The sequence below is a fragment of the Streptomyces shaanxiensis genome (genome assembly GCF_039537145.1).
GTDB classification, from domain to species: Bacteria; Actinomycetota; Actinomycetes; order Streptomycetales; family Streptomycetaceae; genus Streptomyces; species Streptomyces shaanxiensis.
This window is the reverse complement of the sequence record NZ_BAAAZY010000007.1, coordinates 1-18,410: the sequence shown is the minus strand read 5'-3', so window position 1 is coordinate 18,410 and position 18,410 is coordinate 1. Positions and strand designations below refer to the sequence as shown.

The 18,410-nt window shown below is 71.9% G+C and carries 16 protein-coding genes; 9 read left to right on the top strand and 7 right to left on the bottom strand.

Going from position 1 to position 18,410, the window contains the following annotated elements; all coding sequences use genetic code 11:
- Positions 1-9: 9 nt before the first annotated feature.
- From ABD932_RS09225 to ABD932_RS09215, 3 genes are all read right to left on the bottom strand, one after another.
- On the bottom strand, positions 10-1,104 hold the full coding sequence (locus ABD932_RS09225) for a sigma-70 family RNA polymerase sigma factor (RefSeq protein WP_425587430.1): 1,095 nt from the start codon (positions 1,102-1,104) through the stop codon (positions 10-12).
- Between the two features lie 54 nt (positions 1,105-1,158).
- Positions 1,159-2,178 (bottom strand): lytic transglycosylase domain-containing protein, encoded by a 1,020-nt coding sequence (locus ABD932_RS09220; protein ID WP_345011462.1) that lies wholly within the window; start codon positions 2,176-2,178, stop codon positions 1,159-1,161.
- Positions 2,179-2,318: 140 nt separating this feature from the next.
- Positions 2,319-3,368, bottom strand: coding sequence for a hypothetical protein (locus tag ABD932_RS09215; RefSeq protein ID WP_345010541.1), 1,050 nt, complete (start codon positions 3,366-3,368; stop codon positions 2,319-2,321).
- A 200-nt stretch (positions 3,369-3,568) separates the two neighbouring features.
- Between ABD932_RS09215 and ABD932_RS09210 the strand changes: the two genes are divergently transcribed.
- The 4 genes from ABD932_RS09210 (at position 3,569) to ABD932_RS09195 (ending at position 9,424) form a co-directional block, all read left to right on the top strand.
- Positions 3,569-5,068 carry an esterase/lipase family protein gene (locus tag ABD932_RS09210; RefSeq protein WP_345010540.1) on the top strand — a complete coding sequence of 500 codons (1,500 nt, stop codon included), beginning with the start codon at positions 3,569-3,571 and terminating at the stop codon, positions 5,066-5,068.
- A gap of 62 nt (positions 5,069-5,130) precedes the next feature.
- Positions 5,131-5,835 (top strand): response regulator transcription factor, encoded by a 705-nt coding sequence (locus ABD932_RS09205; protein WP_345010538.1) that lies wholly within the window; start codon positions 5,131-5,133, stop codon positions 5,833-5,835.
- 140 nt (positions 5,836-5,975) lie between these two features.
- Positions 5,976-7,778, top strand: a complete 1,803-nt coding sequence (locus ABD932_RS09200) for a flavin-containing monooxygenase (protein WP_345010536.1) — start codon at positions 5,976-5,978, stop codon at positions 7,776-7,778.
- A gap of 5 nt (positions 7,779-7,783) precedes the next feature.
- Positions 7,784-9,424, top strand: coding sequence for an SMP-30/gluconolactonase/LRE family protein (locus ABD932_RS09195; RefSeq protein ID WP_345010534.1), 1,641 nt, complete (start codon positions 7,784-7,786; stop codon positions 9,422-9,424).
- A gap of 128 nt (positions 9,425-9,552) precedes the next feature.
- On the opposite strand, the gene ABD932_RS09190 is transcribed toward ABD932_RS09195, so the two are convergent.
- Both ABD932_RS09190 and ABD932_RS09185 read right to left on the bottom strand, forming a co-directional pair.
- Positions 9,553-9,903, bottom strand: a complete 351-nt coding sequence (locus tag ABD932_RS09190) for a MazG-like family protein (protein ID WP_345010532.1) — start codon at positions 9,901-9,903, stop codon at positions 9,553-9,555.
- Between the two features lie 46 nt (positions 9,904-9,949).
- A complete protein-coding gene (locus tag ABD932_RS09185) occupies positions 9,950-10,516 on the bottom strand; it encodes a DoxX family protein (RefSeq protein WP_345010530.1) in 567 nt (188 codons plus the stop codon).
- A gap of 150 nt (positions 10,517-10,666) precedes the next feature.
- Between ABD932_RS09185 and ABD932_RS09180 the strand changes: the two genes are divergently transcribed.
- On the top strand, positions 10,667-10,993 hold the full coding sequence (locus tag ABD932_RS09180; RefSeq protein WP_345010528.1) for a nuclear transport factor 2 family protein: 327 nt from the start codon (positions 10,667-10,669) through the stop codon (positions 10,991-10,993).
- A 77-nt stretch (positions 10,994-11,070) separates the two neighbouring features.
- Complete coding sequence (locus ABD932_RS09175; RefSeq protein ID WP_345010526.1) at positions 11,071-12,057, top strand: aldo/keto reductase; 987 nt, start codon at positions 11,071-11,073, stop codon at positions 12,055-12,057.
- A 281-nt stretch (positions 12,058-12,338) separates the two neighbouring features.
- Here ABD932_RS09175 and ABD932_RS09170 read toward each other — a convergent pair whose 3' ends face one another.
- Positions 12,339-13,103: an SDR family oxidoreductase gene (locus ABD932_RS09170; RefSeq protein WP_345010524.1), complete on the bottom strand. Its 765-nt coding sequence runs from the start codon at positions 13,101-13,103 to the stop codon at positions 12,339-12,341.
- 134 nt (positions 13,104-13,237) lie between these two features.
- Here ABD932_RS09170 and ABD932_RS09165 point away from each other — a divergent pair, with 134 nt between their 5' ends.
- Positions 13,238-14,878 (top strand): alkaline phosphatase D family protein, encoded by a 1,641-nt coding sequence (locus ABD932_RS09165; RefSeq protein WP_345010523.1) that lies wholly within the window; start codon positions 13,238-13,240, stop codon positions 14,876-14,878.
- On the opposite strand, the gene ABD932_RS09160 is transcribed toward ABD932_RS09165, so the two are convergent.
- Positions 14,865-15,899 carry a Gfo/Idh/MocA family protein gene (locus ABD932_RS09160; protein ID WP_345010521.1) on the bottom strand — a complete coding sequence of 345 codons (1,035 nt, stop codon included), beginning with the start codon at positions 15,897-15,899 and terminating at the stop codon, positions 14,865-14,867. The two genes, ABD932_RS09165 and ABD932_RS09160, sit on opposite strands and share 14 nt — an antisense overlap.
- A gap of 88 nt (positions 15,900-15,987) precedes the next feature.
- Here ABD932_RS09160 and ABD932_RS09155 point away from each other — a divergent pair, with 88 nt between their 5' ends.
- Together ABD932_RS09155 and ABD932_RS09150 are read left to right on the top strand one after the other, a co-directional pair.
- Entirely contained in the window at positions 15,988-17,310 is a 1,323-nt protein-coding gene (locus tag ABD932_RS09155; protein ID WP_345010520.1) for a multidrug effflux MFS transporter, read from the top strand.
- An 11-nt stretch (positions 17,311-17,321) separates the two neighbouring features.
- On the top strand, positions 17,322-18,410 hold a 1,089-nt coding region (locus ABD932_RS09150), incomplete at its 3' end, for a serine hydrolase domain-containing protein (RefSeq protein WP_425587443.1).

Below are 18,410 nucleotides of genomic sequence, written 5' to 3'. Positions count from 1 at the left end.
CCGGAGCTGCTACGGCAGCGGGGTCGCCATGGGCGCGGGGAGCGAGGCGGACGGTACGGCGGTGGAGGCGTCCGGGATCGCCGGGGGTGCCGTGTCCGTCGGAACGGCGGAGGACGTGACCGGCAGGCCGGGGAGCTCGGGCAGCTCCGGGACGTCGGGCACCTCGGGGACCTCCGGCGCGGACAACACCGGCAGCGGGGACACGGAGACCTCCGGGACGTCCGGCAGCGACGGCACGGTGAGCGGCAGGGACGATTCGCCCGCCGGGGACTCGGCTGCTCTCCGTTCGGCCGACGTGACTGTGGGCTTGTTCCCCTGAGGTGTACGCCCCTCGCCACCACCGTCCGGCCGCACCGCCTCCGGACCCGGCGAGGCGACGGCGGGCCGAGGCGCCGTACCGCCCCCGCCGCCACTGCCGTCGAGGGCGTACGGCAGCACGAACCCCGCAACCGCCAGGGTCGCCGCAGTCGAGGCCACCGCCAAGGCCGGGCCCTTGCCGGCCGGCCTCGGCCGCCCCCACCCGATCAGGAACAGCACGCACCCGAGCGTCGCGGCCAGCGACTGCCGCAGCGTCCGCCGGGCCCGGGCCAGCAGTGACTCGACGGTCCGGTAGCTCAGCCCCATCTGTACGGCGACCTGGCCGACGTCGAGGTCCTCCGACTTCAGCCGCAGCGCCTCGGCCTGCCGCGCGGGCAGCTCACCACTGCGCACCGCCAGCCACTTCGCCTCGGCCCGGTCGCAGACAGCCTCCTCGACGGGCACGGGACCGGGGGCGATGAGGGTCGGGCTGGTGCGGACCTCGGCCTCGCGGTTGACCTGGCGGTAGCGGTCGACGCAGATCCGCATCGTGACCGTCGTCAGCCAGGCCGCGAGCCGCTCGTCGTCCAGGTCGGGGCGCTCGGCGGCGCGCAGCATCGCCTCGTGCACCGCGTCCTCGGCGTCCTCCGCACTCATCGACCTGCGCCGGGCCACCTTGAGCAGTTGCTCGCGGTGGCTCCACATGCGCTGCCAACGGTCGTCGGAGGCGTCCCACTCCGCAGGTATCTCTGCGGACAATTCCGCAGGTATCCCTGCAGGCTGCTCCGCAGGCATGTCCGTCGCCATGAGGGCCCCTTCGCTCTCACCCACCGGTCTCGTGCCGTCCGGCGGGTGGCGACATTACCGCCGAGTATCGGCGGTTGTGGAGGGGGTGGCCGTCATCGAGTCCGCGCTGTTACTGGTCAGTGAACCTCCGCTGGGCAGCACGTCGTCGCCGGGAAGCTCGATGTCCGGGGAGGGGAGGGGGAGTTGCGGATTCCCGGTCTCCTCGGGTCCGGTGGCCGGACGGGATGCGGTGGGGGCCGGTGAGGCGTCGGGGGTCGACGGGGTGCGGGACGGAGTTGCGCTCGGACGGTCGGAGGGTGTCGGCGAGGCCTTCTTCGGCTTCGAGGGTGACCGCGACGGCTCGGGGCGTACCGCGGAACCGGCGGAGCTGTCCGGCACCACCCGGTGCCCGTCCAGGAAGTACGCGTACCAGGCCCGGACCGTGCGCAGATAGGCGGCCGAGTGGTTGTAGCCGAGGATCGCCCGGTCCAGCTCGGCCGGGACGGACAGGTCCCGCCCGCCCGCGCACAGGTAGCGTCCGGCCGCGAGAGCCGCGTCGAAGACGTTGTTCGGATCCGTACGCCCGTCGCCGTTGCCGTCCGCGCCCCAGCGGGCCCAGGTCGACGGGATGAACTGCATCGGCCCCACCGCGCGGTCGTACGTCGTGTCCCCGTCGTGGGCGCCGCCGTCGGTGTCCCGGATCAGTGCGTACGCCACGCCGTCCAGCCGTGGCCCGAGGATCGGCGTCACGGTCGTACCGTCCGACGCCACCCGGCCGCCGCGCGCCTGCCCGGACTCCACCTGCCCGATCGCCGCGAGCAACTGCCACCGCAGCCGACAGCCGGGCGCCTCGCGCGAGAGCCGCTCCTGCGCTCGCCGGTACGCGGCGAACACGCTTGCCGGCAGCGCGGCGCCGACCTCCGCCGGTGCCTTGTCGCGGTCGGGCCGTCCGGTGCGCAGCGGTGGCAGATCGGTGCGGTACGGGGTGTCGCCGGACACGCTCGGTCCGTGCTCGGTGGGTGTCTGCCGCGGTGCCGGTACCGCGGCCCGTGCCGGGGCCGCCCCCGGCGCCTGTGACGCGGTCAGCGCGACCATGGCCGCTATCGCGGCCGCCGTGCCTTTGGCGGTTCTGAATCCGTGCCCTGCCACGGTCTGTTCCCCTCCCTGCAGACGTCTGTCCGTCGTCTGCTCTACGGCGCAGGGCGGCCGGTCCGTCGCACGGTTTGCGCGCGCCGCTACGGCGGCGGCTTGCGCACCCCGCTCAGTGCCTCCTCCGCCCGCTGGTCGACGATGTGGGTGACCAGGTGCTGGGCCGCGCCGAAGACGATCGACCAGCCGATGATCTGTGCCGAGCTGTCGAGGTTGCTCAGGCCCGGCACGAAGGCCCCTTTGATGAGCAGGATTCCGGCGACGGCGGACAGCGCGCCGACGGGGAACTTCAGGACGGCCACGGCGAGCGGCAGGCGGAACTGGTAGATCGTGGAGTGGTTCGCGTGGATCCGGTGCACCGCTGTGACCACGGTCAGGGCCGCCCCGATGAGCCCCGCGCACTCCACGGTCAGCACATCCATCCGGTCGGCGTAGCTGCTCGTGATGATCTCCGTGACAGCAGGCATCTCTATGGACGGGGGCGTGCCCTCGACTTCGTATTCGCCCGAGGGGCAGACCACCCGGTTACCGGGTGGCTGAGGGCTGAAGCACATGTCCAGGGAGTGCTTGTCGAGGGATCCCCACAACGCCAGCACGACGAGCCCCACTGTCGCCGCCCCCGTGACGATCCAGACCAGGTCGGCCATGACGCGCACCCGCCGGTAACTGCCGTCCAGCGTCGCGTAGGCGAGGGTGAGGGACCTGACCAGCGTGCCCCGGTCCTGATCAGTGAGGGGCTCTGCGCCGGTTTCGACCTCCTCGGCGATCTCCTCCACGGCCTGCCGCTGGGGGTTGTCCTCGGGCAGATTCCGGCGCACGACGGCCAGAACCTCGGGGGTTTTCGCGCGGACGTCGTCATCGGAAGCGAGCGAGAGCAGATCTGTCTCGGCGGCGCGGATGTTCGACCAGGTGCGTTCCAGGGTGCCGGATCTGGGGCGGAACCTCGATATCTTCAGACACGCTTCTTCCGCTTCCTTGAGATGCCCTTCCACTCCGTCGAGCACAGCCTGTCGCCGGCCGTCGTCATCACTGACGGCACGGCGCTTCTCCTTGGCGATCTGGGTTCGCAGCCGGGCGATCACGGTCAGCGGCAGCTCGCGCCAGGACGCGAGATTGTTCCTCTGCCGCGCGGACATCCGGGCCTCCGTGGCTTCCCTCGTGAACCTCCAGTACGACACGGCCCCGGCCCGCACGACCAGGCGACCTGCTCCTCACGGGTGACAGCGCCGCCCCGCGTCCCCGCCCGCCCGTCACCTTTACGGGCTATTCCTGGAGGCCGAAGTTCCGGGGTTCATCTACTCAGGAGTGGTGGACCCAGTGCTCTCGGAGGCAAGGCGTGGATGACAACCGCAGACTGCCCATCGTCTACGTCCGTGGCTTCGCCGGCGGAACCCGGGGAATCGACAAGGCCGTGGACGACCCCTTCTACGGCTTCAACGAGGGCTCCACGCACGTCCGCGTCGGCGCGCACAACCAGCCGCTCTTCCACCAGTTCGAGAGCCCGCTGCTGCGTCTGCTGCGCGAGGAGGGCTACGAGCTGCTCGTGAAGGGCAACCAGGAGGCCTATCTCGCCGACCACGCGGAGATTCCCGCCAACACCGTCTGGATCCACCGCTTCTACGACCGCTCCGCGACCACCTGGGGCGGCCGCCCCCAGGAGTACCGGCTGGAGAGGGCGGCCGAAGACCTGCTCGACCTCATCGACCGGCTGTGCGCGAAGACCCACGCGCCCGCCGTGATCCTCGTGGCCCACTCGATGGGCGGCCTGGTCTGCCGGTCCCTGCTGCAGAAGGTCCTGCCCGACCGAGGCCGTGACGCCGGATGCGTCGCGAAGTTCTTCACCTACGGCACCCCGCACGGCGGCATCTCCTTCGACATCGGGGGCGGGCTGCTGGAGAAGATGCGGGACACGTTCGGGATCCAGGGCGCGGACATCTTCGGGTCCCGGCGGATGTACGAGTACCTCACCCCGCAGGCCGAGCTGGATCCCGGCGGCCCGCCCAGGGGCTGGGACGCCCGTGAGATGCCGCAGGGGCCGGGGACGCTGCCCGCCGAGCGGGTGTTCTGTCTGGTGGGGACCAACCCGACCGACTACGACGTCGCCTTCGGGCTGTCCGCGGCCGCCGTCGGGCCGCACAGCGACGGGCTGGTGCAGATCGAGAACGCGTATGTGCCGGGCGCGCACCGGGCCTTCGTGCACCGCAGCCACAGCGGGCGCTACGGCATGGTCAACTCCGAGGAGGGCTACCAGAACCTACGTCGGTTCCTGTTCGGCGACACCCGGATCGAGGCCTCGCTGGTCGACTACCGGCTGCCCGATGACGACGACGTCGTATGGCAGGCCGAGTCCCGGCTGTCGGTGCGCGGGCTGCCCGTCGTGATGCACGAGCGGCTCGCGGCGCACTGGTGCCCCATCCAGCTCGACGGGCGCCGGGCCGGGCAGGAGGCGTCGGTCTCGCTGGCCACGACCTTCCTCAACAGCGGCCTGCGGGCCCTCACGGACGAACCCATGCGGTTCGTCCTCGACCTGCGGCTCATCTCCCTGCGCGAGCGGGGCGGCATCCTCGGTCTCGGCGACCACCTGGAGCAGTCCGCCGACTTCTCCGACACCCTCGTCATCGACGTCGGCACACCCGAGGCCGGCCCCGGCATCTGGGCCACCTGGAACTCGGAGATCGAAGGCGCCATCCGCGACCACCGCGTCGCCGGATCGCCCCGCTCCGACGAGGACCCCGCCCCCGGCCGCTGGGTCGCCCACATCCCGCTGCCCGGCACCACCGCCCGCCTCGTCGGCGGCGACGCCAGGATCCGGCTCGTCGCCACACCCTGGACGTGAGGCGCCGAACGCGACCTGATCGGCGCTCACCGCCTCCGGCAACCCGCAGGTAAAGTGGCCGCATGCCGAAACCGCCGTCGACCGACGCGGTACCGGACGTCCTGCTCGTCCTCGGCGACCCCCGCACCTGCGAGCCGCTCTCCGCGCTGCTGGAGCTCGCCGGTTACCGGACCGTCGCCGTGGACCGCGGCACCGAGGCCACGGCCCTGCTCACCGAGCGGCGGTTCGATCTGGTCATCCTCGATGTGACGCTGCCGGACACCGAGGCCCTCAGGCACAGCCGCCGCCTTCTCGCCCCCGACCGCCCGGCCGTCCTGCTGCTCACCGGGACCGGCGAGTTCCTGGGCAGCCTCCCCGGGGGCGCCCCAGGAGCGGACGGGCAGCCCGGCGGAGCTCCGGGCAGAGTGGCCGAAGTCCTCGCCCGCGCACGCCAGTTGGTGCGCGCCGGAGAGCCTGCCGGAGGGGACGGCGCGCTGCGCTACGGCGACCTCGTCCTGGACGACGCCACCCGCCGGGCCCGCCGCGGCGAGCGCACCATCGAGCTCACGCCCGCGGAGTACCGCCTGCTGCGCTGCCTGCTGGTCAACGCCGAACGCGTGCTGTCCAAGGAGCAGATCGGGCGGCACGTGTGGGACGACCCGCCGACCGACGGCGCGATCGACCGGCTCGTCTCGCGCTTGCGTCGCAAGGTGAACGCCGAGCAGGCCGCCCTCATCCACACCCGGCGGGGCTTCGGCTACTGGCTGGGCCGGGCAGCACAGCCGTAAGTCACTTGTGTCCTGGCTCACATTGATCACGTGTCCGGGATATGTCCGGTAGCTGTCAGCCCGTTTCGTTTCACTGGTCCTCGACTTCCCCTGTCCCGGCCCTCCCCACGGCCGGCCCCACGACCGAGGAGAACACGCCCATGCCGGAGCCGCAGGACCTGGACTTCGACCCCGAAGCCCTCCGCGCCAAGTACCGCGCCGAGCGCGACCGCCGGATCCGCCCCGACGGCAGTGGGCAGTACCGGCACCTCGCCGGTGAGTTCGGCGCGTACGACGAAGACCCCCACGCCGACCGGGAGTTCACCCGCGAGCCCCTGCTCGACCGTGTCGAGGCCGTGGTCGTCGGCGGCGGGTTCGGCGGGCTGCTCGCCGGGGCGCGGCTGCGGCAGGCCGGTGTGCAGGAGATCCGGGTCATCGAGAAGGGCGGGGACTTCGGCGGCACCTGGTACTGGAACCGCTACCCGGGCATCCACTGCGACATCGAGTCGTACATCTACCTCCCGCTGCTCGAAGAGCTCGGCTACGTCCCCAAGTGGAAGTACGCGCCCGGCGAGGAGATCCGCGAGCACGCCCGGGCCGTCGCCCGCCACTTCGGCCTCTACGACCAGGCCTGCTTCCAGACCCAGGTCACCGAACTGCGCTGGGACGACGAGCAGTCGGAGTGGGAAGTCGCCACCGACCGCGGTGACCGCGTCCGCGCCCGCTACGTCGTCGTCTCCAGCGGCACCCTCAGCCAGGCCAAGCTGCCCGGCATCCCCGGCATCCAGACCTTCCGCGGGCACACCTTCCACACCAGCCGCTGGGACTACGCCTACACAGGCGGCGACGCGACCGGCGGCCTGACCGGCCTCGCCGACAAGCGCGTCGCCCTGATCGGCACCGGCGCCACCGCCATCCAGGTCGTACCGCACCTCGGGGCCGACGCGGCGCAGGTGTACGTCTTCCAGCGCACCCCGTCCTCCGTCGACGTACGCGACAACCGGCCCACCGACCCGCAGTGGGCGAGGACGCTGCGGCCCGGGTGGCAGCGCCGCCGTATGGAGAACTTCCTCAAGGTCGTCACCGGCGTACGGCAGGACGAGGACCTGGTCAACGACGCCTGGACGTCCAGCGCCCGGCTCCAGGAGAAGCTCATCCCGACCAACGCCTACGCGGACGTCCCGGCCGAGGAGCGCGAACTCGCCTACGAGATCGCCGACTTCCAGAAGATGAACGAGCTGCGCACCCGCGTCGAGACGGTCGTCGAGGACCCGGAGACCGCCGAGAAGCTCAAGCCCTGGTACCGCTACATGTGCAAGCGGCCCACGTTCAGCGACACCTACCTCCAGACCTTCAACCGGCCCAACGTCACCCTCGTCGACACCGCCGACACCCACGGCGTCGAGCGGATCACCGAGAACGCCGTCGTGGTGGGCGGGACGGAGTACGAGGTCGACTGCATCGTCTTCGCCACCGGGTTCGACGTCGGCCGGTCGGGCGTGCTGTCCGGGACGCTCCCGGTGTACGGGCGGGGTGGCGCCGGGCTGCTGGAGACCTGGATGACCAAGGGACTCAAGACCCTGCACGGCTTCACCACCCGCGGCTTCCCCAACCTCTTCCTGCTCGGCTCGATGCAGAACGCCGCCTCCGTCAACTACGTCCACATCCTCGACGAACAGGCCACGCACGTCGCCGAGGTCGTCGCGGAGGCCCGCAAGCGCGAGGCCCGGTACATCGAGCCGACCGCCGCGGCACAGGACGCCTGGGTGGCGACGATCCGTCAGAAGGCGGCCGACCTCTACGAGTTCCAGGCCGAGTGCACCCCCGGGTACTACAACAACGAGGGCAGCCCGAGGGAGCGCAGCGAGTCCTACGGCGACGGACCGGTCGCCTTCCACGAGCTGCTGCGGCGCTGGCGCTCCGAGGGCGGCATGCGCGAGGTGCTGGCGGAGAGCGAGGGGTGAGGGGCGTGACGGGCAGGGAACCGAGCAGGTACGACAGCACCGGCAAGCGGCATGCCACCAGCGCCCGTTGGGCGATCGAGCGGCTCAATCCGCCCAGCCGGCTGTGGGGGTCCAACGGCGTCGCGTTCGGACCGGACGGGCGGCTGTACGTCGCCCAGTTCCTCGCCGGGCAGATCAGCGCCGTCGACCCGGCCACCGGCGACGTCGAGATCGTCGTACCGATGGACAGCCCCGTGCAGTCGCCGGACGACCTCGCCTTCGGCGCGGACGGCTCGATGTACATCGCCGACCTGGTGCCGGGGCGGGTGTGGCGGCGCACCCCGCAGGGGAAGTACACGCTCGTCTCCGGCGATGTGGACAACCCCAACGGCATCACCTGCGTCGGCGACCGGCTGTTCGTGAACGAGATGAAGCCGGACGGCCGGCTGATGGAGCTCTTCCCCGACGGCGGCGACCCCGTGGTCCTCACCCAGGGGCTCGCCCTCGGCAACGCGATGCAGCTCGGGCCGGACGGCCACCTGTACTACCCGCACATGATGAGCGGGGCGAACCCCCTGCTCACCGGCCAGGTCTGGCGGATCCCGCCGGACGGGGGCGCGCCCGAGGTGGTCGCGGACGACGTCCACCAGCCGGTCGCCGTGCGGTTCGACCAGGGCGGCGTGCTGCATGTGCTCTCCCGCGGCCCCGAGGGCATCGTCACCCGCATCGACCTGCACGGCAGCGGTTCGCGGACCCTGGTCACCAGCGGGGTCGTCGGGCTCGACAACGCGGCCTTCGACACCGAGAACCGCATGTTCGTCTCCAGCTACTCCAGCGGCGGCGTCACCGAGATGCACCCCGACGGACGCACCCGCGAGATCGTGCCGCGCGGACTCGACGGACCGTACGGCGTGACCATCGACCTCGGCGGCACGGTGTACGCCGCCGACCACTACCGGCTCGCCCGCCCCGAACCCTCACCGGAGGGCGGCGTCACCACCCACGCCCTGCTGCACTTCTCGCACGGCATCGTGGCCGACGGCGAACTCCTGCACATCACCTCGCAGTTCGGGCAGGTCCAGACGTACGACCCCGAGACCGGGACCACGCGGGAACGGGCCGGCGGGCTGCGCCGACCGCTCGGCATCACCGTCGCACCGGACGGCTCGCTCGTCGTCGCCGAGTCGGACGCGGGGCGGGTCGTGGCCGTCGACGAGAACGACACCGTCAGCGTGCTCGCCGACAACGGGCTCGACCGGCCCGTGGACGTCGCCTTCGACGCCGACGGGCGCTGTTACGTCAGCGACGAGGGGCTCGGCGCGGTGCTGCGGATCGAGGCGGACGGGTCGGCGACGGTCGTCGTGGACGGGCTCGACGCGCCGCAGGGGCTCACGGTCCTCGGCGACGAGCTGTTCACGGTGGAGACCGGGCCGCGCAGGCTGCGGGCCGTGTCCCTGACGACGGGGGAGAGCCGCACCGACGCGGAGGACCTGCCGGTCGGGGCGCCGCCCGGGGTTGTGCCGCGCACGGAACCTGACCTGTTCGCCAACGGGATGCCGGGGATGGCTCGCCGGTTCGCGGGGTTGGCGGTGGGGTCGGACGGTTCGCTGTTGTTGTCGGCGAATGGGGAGGGGACGGTGTTGCGGTTGACGGGTACTCCGCTGTGAGTGCCGCGTAGTGTTCTCGGTTGTCTGCTGCGCCGTCGTGGCTGGTCGCGCCCACGCGGCGGAGCCGCATATCGATACAGCCCCGCGCCTCTTAGGGGCGCCACCGCACCGTTCCTCGCAAGATCCGCCTAGGAAGGCGAGCCCAAGGACCGCTCCGTCACCCGGGTCAGATGCCGGTCGAAGACCTCCCGGGCGTCGGGCGTCAGCGTTCGCAGGGCGACCAGTGCGGTGATGACGACGTCGCACAGTTCGCCCTGCACGTCCTCCCACGTGTGGGTGACCCCCTTGCGCGGGTTCTGACCCGTCGCCCCGATCACCGCCTCGGCGACCTCGCCGACCTCTTCCGACAGCTTCAGCATGCGTAGCAGCACGCCCTCCTGGCCGCCGATCGGCTGGTCCCTGTCGAGCCAGGTCCACAGGTCGTCGATGGCGGCCCAGAGGTCGGCGGAGGTCTCGGGAGGGGTGGCCTGATCAGTCATGCGGGCAGCTTGGCACAGCGCCGTCCGCCCCTGCGGCAGAGGCCGTCTACTCCCCGAACAAGGCCTCCTGCCCTTCGAACCCGGCCGCTCCCTCCTCCTTCTCCGGCCGGTCCAGCCTCCTGTTCCGTGCCCCCACCACCAGCGCCGTCACCGCCGCCGTCGCCGCGAGTGCCGTGGGCACCATCCAGCCGCGGTCGACGACATGGCGGAGGGCGTGGTCGAGGGAGAGCCGGCCCGGGCCCGCGATCGCGAGGCCGGTCGCGGCGAGGCCGAGGGTGGCCGCGTACTCGTAGCCGCCGCCCTGGTTGAAGAAGCCGTTCGGGGCGTGCACCGCGGACGCCCCCGCCATCGCCCCGGCCGCCGCCGCACCCGCCGCGGGCGTCGCCAGCCCCAGCACCAGCAGCGTGCCGCCACCGGTCTCCGCGAGGCCCGCCGCCGCGGCGCTCGCCCTGCCCGGCCGGTAGCCGACCGACTCCATGAACTGGCCGGTCCCTTGGAGGCCGTGCCCGCCGAACCAGCCGAACAGCTTCTGCGTGCCGTGCGCGGCCAGCACCCCGCCGGCACCCAACCGGAGCAACAGCAGACCCAGATCACGTCGGTCGAAAGCACTCACAGCACTCACAGCACTCACAGCGACTCCCGGAGCAGACAGCAGGAACAGATCCCCTCCCGTGTGTCCACCGTCGCACTCCCGACACCCGCCCGGCCTCCACTCGCCGCCGTTCGGGTGGCGGGCCGGCGGGGGCGGTGTGAGGCTGCCCCTATGACGATTCAGACGTCCAAACTCAGCGACCCGGCCGTCCGCGCCTTCGTCACCGCCGTCAACGCCCATGACCGCGAGGCCTTCCTGAGCATCCTCGCCCCCGGCGCGACCATGGCGGACGACGGCACCGACCGCGACCTCGCCGACTGGATCGACCGGGAGATCTTCACCTCCCACGGTCACCTGGAGGTCGACAACGAGTCGAACCGCGGCCGCGACCTCATCGCCTCCTACCGCAACGACACCTGGGGCGAGATGCGCACCCGGTGGCACTTCGAGGTCGAGGACGACGGCAGGATCTCCCGCTTCGAGACCGGCCAGGCGTAGTCGGGGGCGCGAGAACGCCGCAGGAAGTCGCCCAGGGGCTTGCCTTCGTGTGCGCTCCAACTCCTAGCGTCCCCCTCATGGAGACCATGAGGACTTTGGGACGCACCGGCATCGGGGTAAGCGCTCTCGGCTTCGGCTGCTGGGCCATCGGCGGTGAATGGCAGTCGGCCGACGGGCAGCCCCTGGGCTGGGGCAAGGTCGACGACGAGGAGTCGGTACGGGCGATCCGGCGCGCCCTCGACCTGGGCGTCACGTTCTTCGACACCGCGGACACCTACGGCGCCGGCCACAGCGAGCGGGTCCTCGGCCGTGCCCTCGGCAAGCGCCGCGCCGAGGTCGTCGTGGCCACCAAGTGGGGCAACGTCTTCGACGAGGACACCCGCACCCTCACCGGCGCCGACGACTCCCCGGAGTACGCCCGCCGCGCGCTGACCGCCTCGTTGCGGCGGCTGGACACCGACCACATCGACCTCTACCAGCTGCACCTCTCCGACGCGGACCCGCAGCGCGCGGCCGAACTGCGCGACGCCTGCGAGGAGTTCGTGCGCGAGGGGCTGGTCCGCGCCTACGCGTGGAGCACCGACGACCCGGCCCGCGCCGCCGTCTTCGCGCGCGGGGAGCACTGTGCGGCCGTACAGCACATGGCCAACGTGCTCCAGGACGCGCCGGAGATGTTCGCGCTGTGCGAGGAACTGGAACTGGCGAGCATCAACCGCAGCCCGCTGGCGATGGGGCTGCTGACCGGCAGGCGCAGGAGTGGTGAGGCCCTGGAGGCCGGGGACATCCGCAGCCGGCCGCCGCAGTGGCTGCAGGGCTTCGCGGACGGTTCCGGCGCCGACCCGCAGTGGGTGGCCCGCGTCGACGCGCTGAAGGACGTCCTCACCGGCGACGGCCGTACGCTCGGCCAGGGCGCCCTCGCCTGGCTGTGGGCCCGCAGCCCGCGCGCCGTGCCGATCCCGGGGTTCCGTTCCGTCGCCCAGGCCGAGCAGAACGCGGGCGCGCTGGCGAAGGGGCCGCTCACCGCCGGGCAGGTGAGCGAGGTCGACCGGATCCTCGGTCGCTGAGCATCGCCGTACGCCGCCCTACGGTCTGTGCGGCAGCCGTTCCACGCACCGGTGCGTCCCTCGCGGTCCCACGCGAGGTCCACCCCCACCCGGTGATCGTGGAACGGCTGCCGCCTCCCCCTCGGTATGGCTTACGGAAGCCTCGTGCTCCAAATGTGAAGCTCTGGTGCAGGAGGCCTTGAGCATATGCCGCCCACCGGGGGCGATGCAGCGGAACTTCACATTCCGCTTGTGCACGTTGTGGAGGTGACGGGAGGAGGGCACGGGAGGCCGCCGGGGCCTCAGCCGCGCCCCACGTACGGCATGGCCGTCGCCAGCACCGTCGCGAACTGCACGTTCGCCTCCAACGGCAGCTCCGCCATGTGCCGCACGGTCCGCGCCACGTCGGCCACGTCCATCACGGGCTCGGGCACCACCGACCCGTTGGCCTGCAGGGCGCCCGTCTGCATCCGTGCGGTCATGTCGGTCGCCGCGTTGCCGATGTCGATCTGTCCGACGGCGATGTTGTAGGGCCGCCCGTCCAGCGACAGCGACTTGGTCAGACCGGTCAGCGCGTGCTTGGTCGCCGTGTAGGCCGCCGAGTGCGGTCGTGGGGTGTGCGCGGAGATCGAGCCGTTGTTGATGATCCGGCCGCCCTGCGGGTCCTGCTCCTTCATCTGCCGGTACGCCGCCTGCGCGCACAGGAACGCCCCGTTGAGGTTGGTGTCCACCACATGCCGCCAGGCGTCGTACGACAGCTCCTCCACCGGCACCCCGCCCGGGCCGAACGTCCCCGCGTTGTTGAACAGCAGATCCACCCGCCCGAACCGTTCCACAGCGGCGGCGAACAGCGCGGCCACGTCCTCCTGCCGTGACACGTCCGTGCGTACGGCAACGGCGGCGGCGTCGGGCTCCAGCCCCGCCGTCTCCTCCAGCGTCTCCACGCGCCGCCCGGCCAGCGCCACCGACCAGCCCGCGCGCAGCAGTTCCACCGCGACCGCGCGTCCGATGCCGGAGCCCGCGCCGGTCACCACGGCGATCCTCGTGTCCGTTTGCCTGTCGTTCATGGGGCCGCAGCGTACGGGAGGGTCCGCCATTCGGAACTCATCTGTCTGCCATATGGGTGTTGTGTACGCGCCAATCGAGTGTCGTCCCCGGCCACTCCAATGCGTCATGCATCCATCAGTCAGGGGAGGACCGGATGACCATCACGACACACTCGCCCCAGCACGCCCCCGAACTGCGCGCCGCCGCCCGGCACATCGGCCGTCGGCGCTTCCTGACCCTCACCGGCGCGGCCGCCGCGCTCGCCTTCGCCGTGAACCTGCCGGCGGCGGGCGCGGCCAGCGCCGCACGGCTCGACGCCCGCAAGATCACCGACAACCCCTTCACCCTCGGCGTCGCCTCCGGCGACCCGCTGCCCGGCTCCGTCGTCCTGTGGACCCGGCTGGCCCCCGCCCCGTACCAGCCGGACGGCGGACTGCCCGCCGAACGCGTCACCGTGCACTGGGAACTAGCCCACGACGAGCAGTTCAGCCGCGTCGCCAGACGCGGCACCGCCACCGCGCACCCCGAGTTCCACCACACGGTCCACGTCGAGGTCGACCAGCTCGACGCGGACCGCGTCTACTACTACCGCTTCAGCGCCGGCACCTGGATCAGCGAGACGGGCCGCACCCGCACCGCCCCGCTCGCCACCAGCGAGGTGGGCTCCCTCACCCTCGCCGCCGTCTCCTGCCAGGCCTACACCGACGGCTACTACACGCCGTACCGCCATCTCGCCCAGGACGACGTGGACGTCGTCCTCCACCTCGGCGACTACCTCTACGAGTACGCGGTCAACTCCGTCGGCGGCTACCGCAACTACACCGACCGCACGCTCCCCTCGCTCTTCAACCGCGAGACGGTGACCCTGGAGGACTACCGCCTGCGCTACGCCCTCTTCAAGACCGACCCCGACCTCAGGGCCGCGCACGCCGCGCACCCCTTCGTCGTCACCTGGGACGACCACGAGACCGAGAACAACTACGCCGACGACACCCCGGAGAACAGCGTCCCGCCGGAGGAGTTCCTGCTGCGCCGCGCCTCCGCCTACCGCGCCTACTGGGAGAACCAGCCCCTGCGCAGCCCCCAGCAGCCCACCGGCCCCGACATGCAGCTCTACCGGCGCCTGCACTGGGGTCGGCTCGCCCAGTTCGACGTCCTGGACACCCGGCAGTACCGCTCCAACCAGGCCTACGGCGACGGCTCCCAGATCCCCGGCCCGGACGTCGACGACCCGGCGCGCACGATGACCGGCGCGACACAGGAGCGGTGGCTGCTGGACGGGTGGCGTGACTCGACGGCGCTGTGGAACGTCGTACCGCAGCAGGTCACCTTCTCCCAGCGCAAGTTCGACCTCACCGCGCCGTCCCGGGTGTCCATGGACGCCTGGGACGGCTACCGCGCCTCCCGGCGCCGAGTGCTGGACGGGGCGAAGGCCGCCGGGATCGAGAACCTGATGGTGCTCACCGGCGACGTCCACGTCGGCTACGGCTTCGACATCAAGGACGACTTCGACGACCCCGACTCCGCCACGCTCGGCACCGAGATCGTGGCCACGTCGATCGCGAGCGGCCGGGACGGCGTCGACAGGCCCGCCAACTGGGACACGTACATGCGGGCCAACCCGCACATGAAGTTCTACAACGGGCGGCGCGGATACGTGACCGTCGCGCTGGGGGAGGACCAGGCACGGGCCGACTTCAAGACGGTGCCGTACGTGACCAGGCCCGGCGCGCCGGTCACGACGGCCGAGTCCTTCGTCACCCGGGCCGGTGAACCGGGGCTCACGCCGGTGTGAGTTCGGGCGCGCGGTCCTCTTCGGGGGCCTCGCCCGGGTAGCGGACGCCGACGCGGTCCCGGATCGCGTCGAGCGTCCGCATCACGGCGAGCGTGCCGTCGAGCGGCACCAGCGGGGACTCGGTCTCCCCGGCGCGCAGGGCGCGCATCACCTCGGCGGCCTCGTGCCGCAGGCTGTTACGGGGCCCGTCCGCCGGGTCGGCCGTGAACTCCTCGGGGTCACGGCCGTCGCGGTGCAGGACGAAGCGGTCCGGGAAGAAGAAGCCGTTCGGCACGTCGATACGGCCGCCCGAGCCGGTGACGGACGCCGAGGTCGCCGTACCGCCGACGATGGAGCAGTGCACCGAGGCCAGCGCGCCGCTGTCCCAGGAGAGCAGGGCTCCCGTCTGGAGGTCGACGCCCTCGGCGGACAGCGTCGCGCGGGCCGTGACGTCCGACGGCTCCCCGAGCAGCAACTGCGCGAAGGAGACCGGGTACACGCCGAGGTCCAGCAGCGCGCCGCCGCCCTGCGCCGGGTCACGCAGGCGGTGCGCGGGCGGGAAGGGGCCGGCCAGCCCGAAGTCGGCCTGGACATGGCGCACTTCGCCGATCGCACCGTCGTCCACGAGGGCCTTGAGCCGACGGATGAGCGGGTTGCAGTACATCCACATGGCTTCCATCAGGAAGCTGCCGCGCGCCTCGGCCAGCGCGACGAGCTCCTCGGCCTCCCGCGCGTTCAGCGTGAACGCCTTCTCGCACAGCACGTTGTGCCCGGCCTCCAGGCAGAGCCCGGCGGCGGCGCGGTGGGCCGAGTGCGGGGTGGCGACGTACACGACATCGATGTCGCCGTCCTGGGCGAGCGCGTTCCAGTCGCCGTACGCCCGCGCTATCCCGAACCGCTCGGCGAACGCGTCCGCCGAGGCCTGGCTCCGCGAGGCCACCGCGACCACCTCGGCATCGGGCAGGTCGACCAGATCGGCCGTGAACGCGGCCGCGATCCCCCCGGTCGCCAGGATCCCCCACCGCACGCTCTGCTCGGCCATCACGGCCCCACCCCTCGCTCATGTGACCCTCGCCACCCTGTACGAGCTGAGAGCATAGAGGGCGGATCACGAGGAGAGGGAGGGGCGCATGGGCGACCGTGGGGGGCCGATACCGGACGTATCGCAGTCGACGGCATCGACGGCATCGACGAAGGCGGAACAACCGCCCACCCGCTCCCTCCGCCGCACCGGCTTCCTCGTCACCTTCGTCCTCGGCGGCCTGACGGCCACGCCCCCGCTGGCGATGGACATGTACCTCCCGGCGCTCCCCGAGGTCACCGGATCCCTGCACGCCCCCGCCGCGACCGTCCAGCTCACGCTCACCGCCTGCCTGGCCGGCATGGCCCTCGGGCAGCTGGTGGTCGGCCCGATGAGCGACCGGTGGGGACGCAGACGGCCGCTGCTGGCGGGCCTGGCGGTGTATGTGCTGGCCACGGCACTCTGCGCACTCGCGCCCACCGTCCAGCTCCTGATCGCCTTCCGGCTGGCGCAGGGCCTCGCGGGTGCGGCGGCGATCGTGATCGCGCGGGCGGTCGTACGCGATCTGTACGACGGCCTGGCGATGGCCCGCTTCTTCTCCACCCTCATGCTGATCTCCGGGGCCGCCCCCATCGTGGCCCCGCTCATCGGCGGGCAGGTCCTGCGGGTGACGGACTGGCGGGGCGTGTTCGTCGTACTCACGGTGGTCGGGCTGCTGTTGGCGGCTCTCGTCTGGTGGCGGCTCCCCGAGACCCTCCCGGCGGACGAACGGCACAGCGGCGGGGTCGGCGCGGCCCTGCGCGCCATGCGGGGCCTGCTCGCCGACGGCGCCTTCGCCGGGTACATGCTGGCCGGCGGCTTCGCCTTCGCCGCGCTGTTCGCGTACATATCGGCGTCGCCGTTCGTGATCCAGGAGATCTACGGGGCCTCGCCGCAGACCTTCAGCCTGCTGTTCGGACTCAACTCGGTCGGGCTGGTGGTCGTCGGCCAGATCAACGGCAAGGTGCTGGTGGGGCGGGTCAGCCTGGACCGGGTGCTGGGCGCGGGCCTGCTGATCGTCATCCTGGCGGCCGCGTCGCTGCTGCTGATGTCCCTGGGAGTGTTCGGCGAGGTCGGACTGGTCCCCGTGGCCGCCGCGCTCTTCGTCCTGATGTCCGCGATGGGCATCACCCTCCCCAACACCCAGGCCCTCGCCCTGCTGCGTACCAAGCACGCCGCCGGCTCCGCGTCCGCGCTCCTCGGTACGTCCTCCTTCCTCGTCGGCGCGATCGCCTCACCCCTGGTGGGCGTCGCCGGCGAGGACACCGCCGTTCCGATGGCCGTCGTCCAACTGGCCGCAGCACTGGTGGCGCTGGCCTGCTTCATGGGAATGTGCCGTCCTTGGAACAGACGTGCGGATGAAGATGCGGGTGCGGAGGGAGCAGACAGCTGAGCGCGCCGAGACTGCGCGGGGACACGCCGCAAAGGGCCGGACTCGACCCCGAGGAGATCCGTCATCTCGTCCGCGAGGTCCACGACCTCACCACCGGCTCCCGCCCCTGGGCGGCCGGCGCGGTGCTGGCCGTCGGGCGGGGGCCGTACCTCGCGGTGGAGGAGGCGGCGGGCTGGGCGGTGCGGTACGCCTCCTACGACGAGGAGAAGGACGCCGGGGTGGAACTGCCGCCCGACTCCCGCGTACCGATGACCACGGACACCCCCTTCGACCTGGCCTCCCTCACAAAACTTTTCACCTCGGTGGCCGCCGTGCAGCAGATCGAGCGGGGCACGCTCGGCATCGACGCGCGGGTCGGGGCGTACCTGCCGGACTTCCGGGCGGCGGCCCGGCACGACGTCACGGTGCGTCAGCTGCTCACGCACACCTCGGGGCTGCGGCCCGAACTGCCGCTGTACGACTGCGCGGACGACGCGGAGCGGCTGGAGATGCTGCGCGCGGAGCCGCCGATCGGCGTGCCCGGCACGTACTGCTACTCGGACCTCAACTTCCTCCTTCTCCAGCACGTCCTGGAGCGCATCACGGGCCGCACGCTCGACGTCCTCGTCCACGACGGCATCACCCGCCCCCTCGGCATGACCGCGACCCGCTTCGGCCCGTGCCCCGAGGCGGCGGCGACCGAGGACCAGCGGCGGCCGTGGGCCAAGGCGGACCGGGGGATGCTGCGGGGGGTCGTCCACGACGAGAACGCGTGGGCGCTGGGTGGGGTGGCGGGCCACGCGGGCCTCTTCTCGACGGCGCGTGACCTGGCCGTCTTCTGCCGCGCACTGCTGTCGGGCGGCGCGTACGGGCCCGCCCGCATCCTCGGCCCGGACTTCGTGGAGCTGCTCCTGACCCCGCCCGGGCTGGGGTTCGCGGTCGACAAGGCGTGGTTCATGGGGGAGCTGGCGGGGCGGGGGGCGGCGGGGCACACCGGGTTCACGGGGACGTCGTTGGTGCTGGATCCGGTGACGGACACGTTCGTGGTGCTGCTGGCGAACACGGTGCATCCGCGGAGGCGGGGGGCGGAGAGTGGGCCGCGGGCGGGGGTGGGGACGCGG

Coding starts and splice junctions, on each gene's coding strand:
- ABD932_RS09225 (WP_425587430.1), bottom strand. CDS start 1,104: ATGGCGACGGACATGCCTGCGGAGCAGCCTGCAGGGATACCTGCGGAA.
- ABD932_RS09220 (WP_345011462.1), bottom strand. CDS start 2,178: ATGGTCGCGCTGACCGCGTCACAGGCGCCGGGGGCGGCCCCGGCACGG.
- ABD932_RS09215 (WP_345010541.1), bottom strand. CDS start 3,368: ATGTCCGCGCGGCAGAGGAACAATCTCGCGTCCTGGCGCGAGCTGCCG.
- ABD932_RS09205 (WP_345010538.1), top strand. CDS start 5,131: ATGCCGAAACCGCCGTCGACCGACGCGGTACCGGACGTCCTGCTCGTC.
- ABD932_RS09200 (WP_345010536.1), top strand. CDS start 5,976: ATGCCGGAGCCGCAGGACCTGGACTTCGACCCCGAAGCCCTCCGCGCC.
- ABD932_RS09190 (WP_345010532.1), bottom strand. CDS start 9,903: ATGACTGATCAGGCCACCCCTCCCGAGACCTCCGCCGACCTCTGGGCC.
- ABD932_RS09180 (WP_345010528.1), top strand. CDS start 10,667: ATGACGATTCAGACGTCCAAACTCAGCGACCCGGCCGTCCGCGCCTTC.
- ABD932_RS09175 (WP_345010526.1), top strand. CDS start 11,071: ATGGAGACCATGAGGACTTTGGGACGCACCGGCATCGGGGTAAGCGCT.
- ABD932_RS09170 (WP_345010524.1), bottom strand. CDS start 13,103: ATGAACGACAGGCAAACGGACACGAGGATCGCCGTGGTGACCGGCGCG.
- ABD932_RS09165 (WP_345010523.1), top strand. CDS start 13,238: ATGACCATCACGACACACTCGCCCCAGCACGCCCCCGAACTGCGCGCC.
- ABD932_RS09160 (WP_345010521.1), bottom strand. CDS start 15,899: ATGGCCGAGCAGAGCGTGCGGTGGGGGATCCTGGCGACCGGGGGGATC.
- ABD932_RS09155 (WP_345010520.1), top strand. CDS start 15,988: ATGGGCGACCGTGGGGGGCCGATACCGGACGTATCGCAGTCGACGGCA.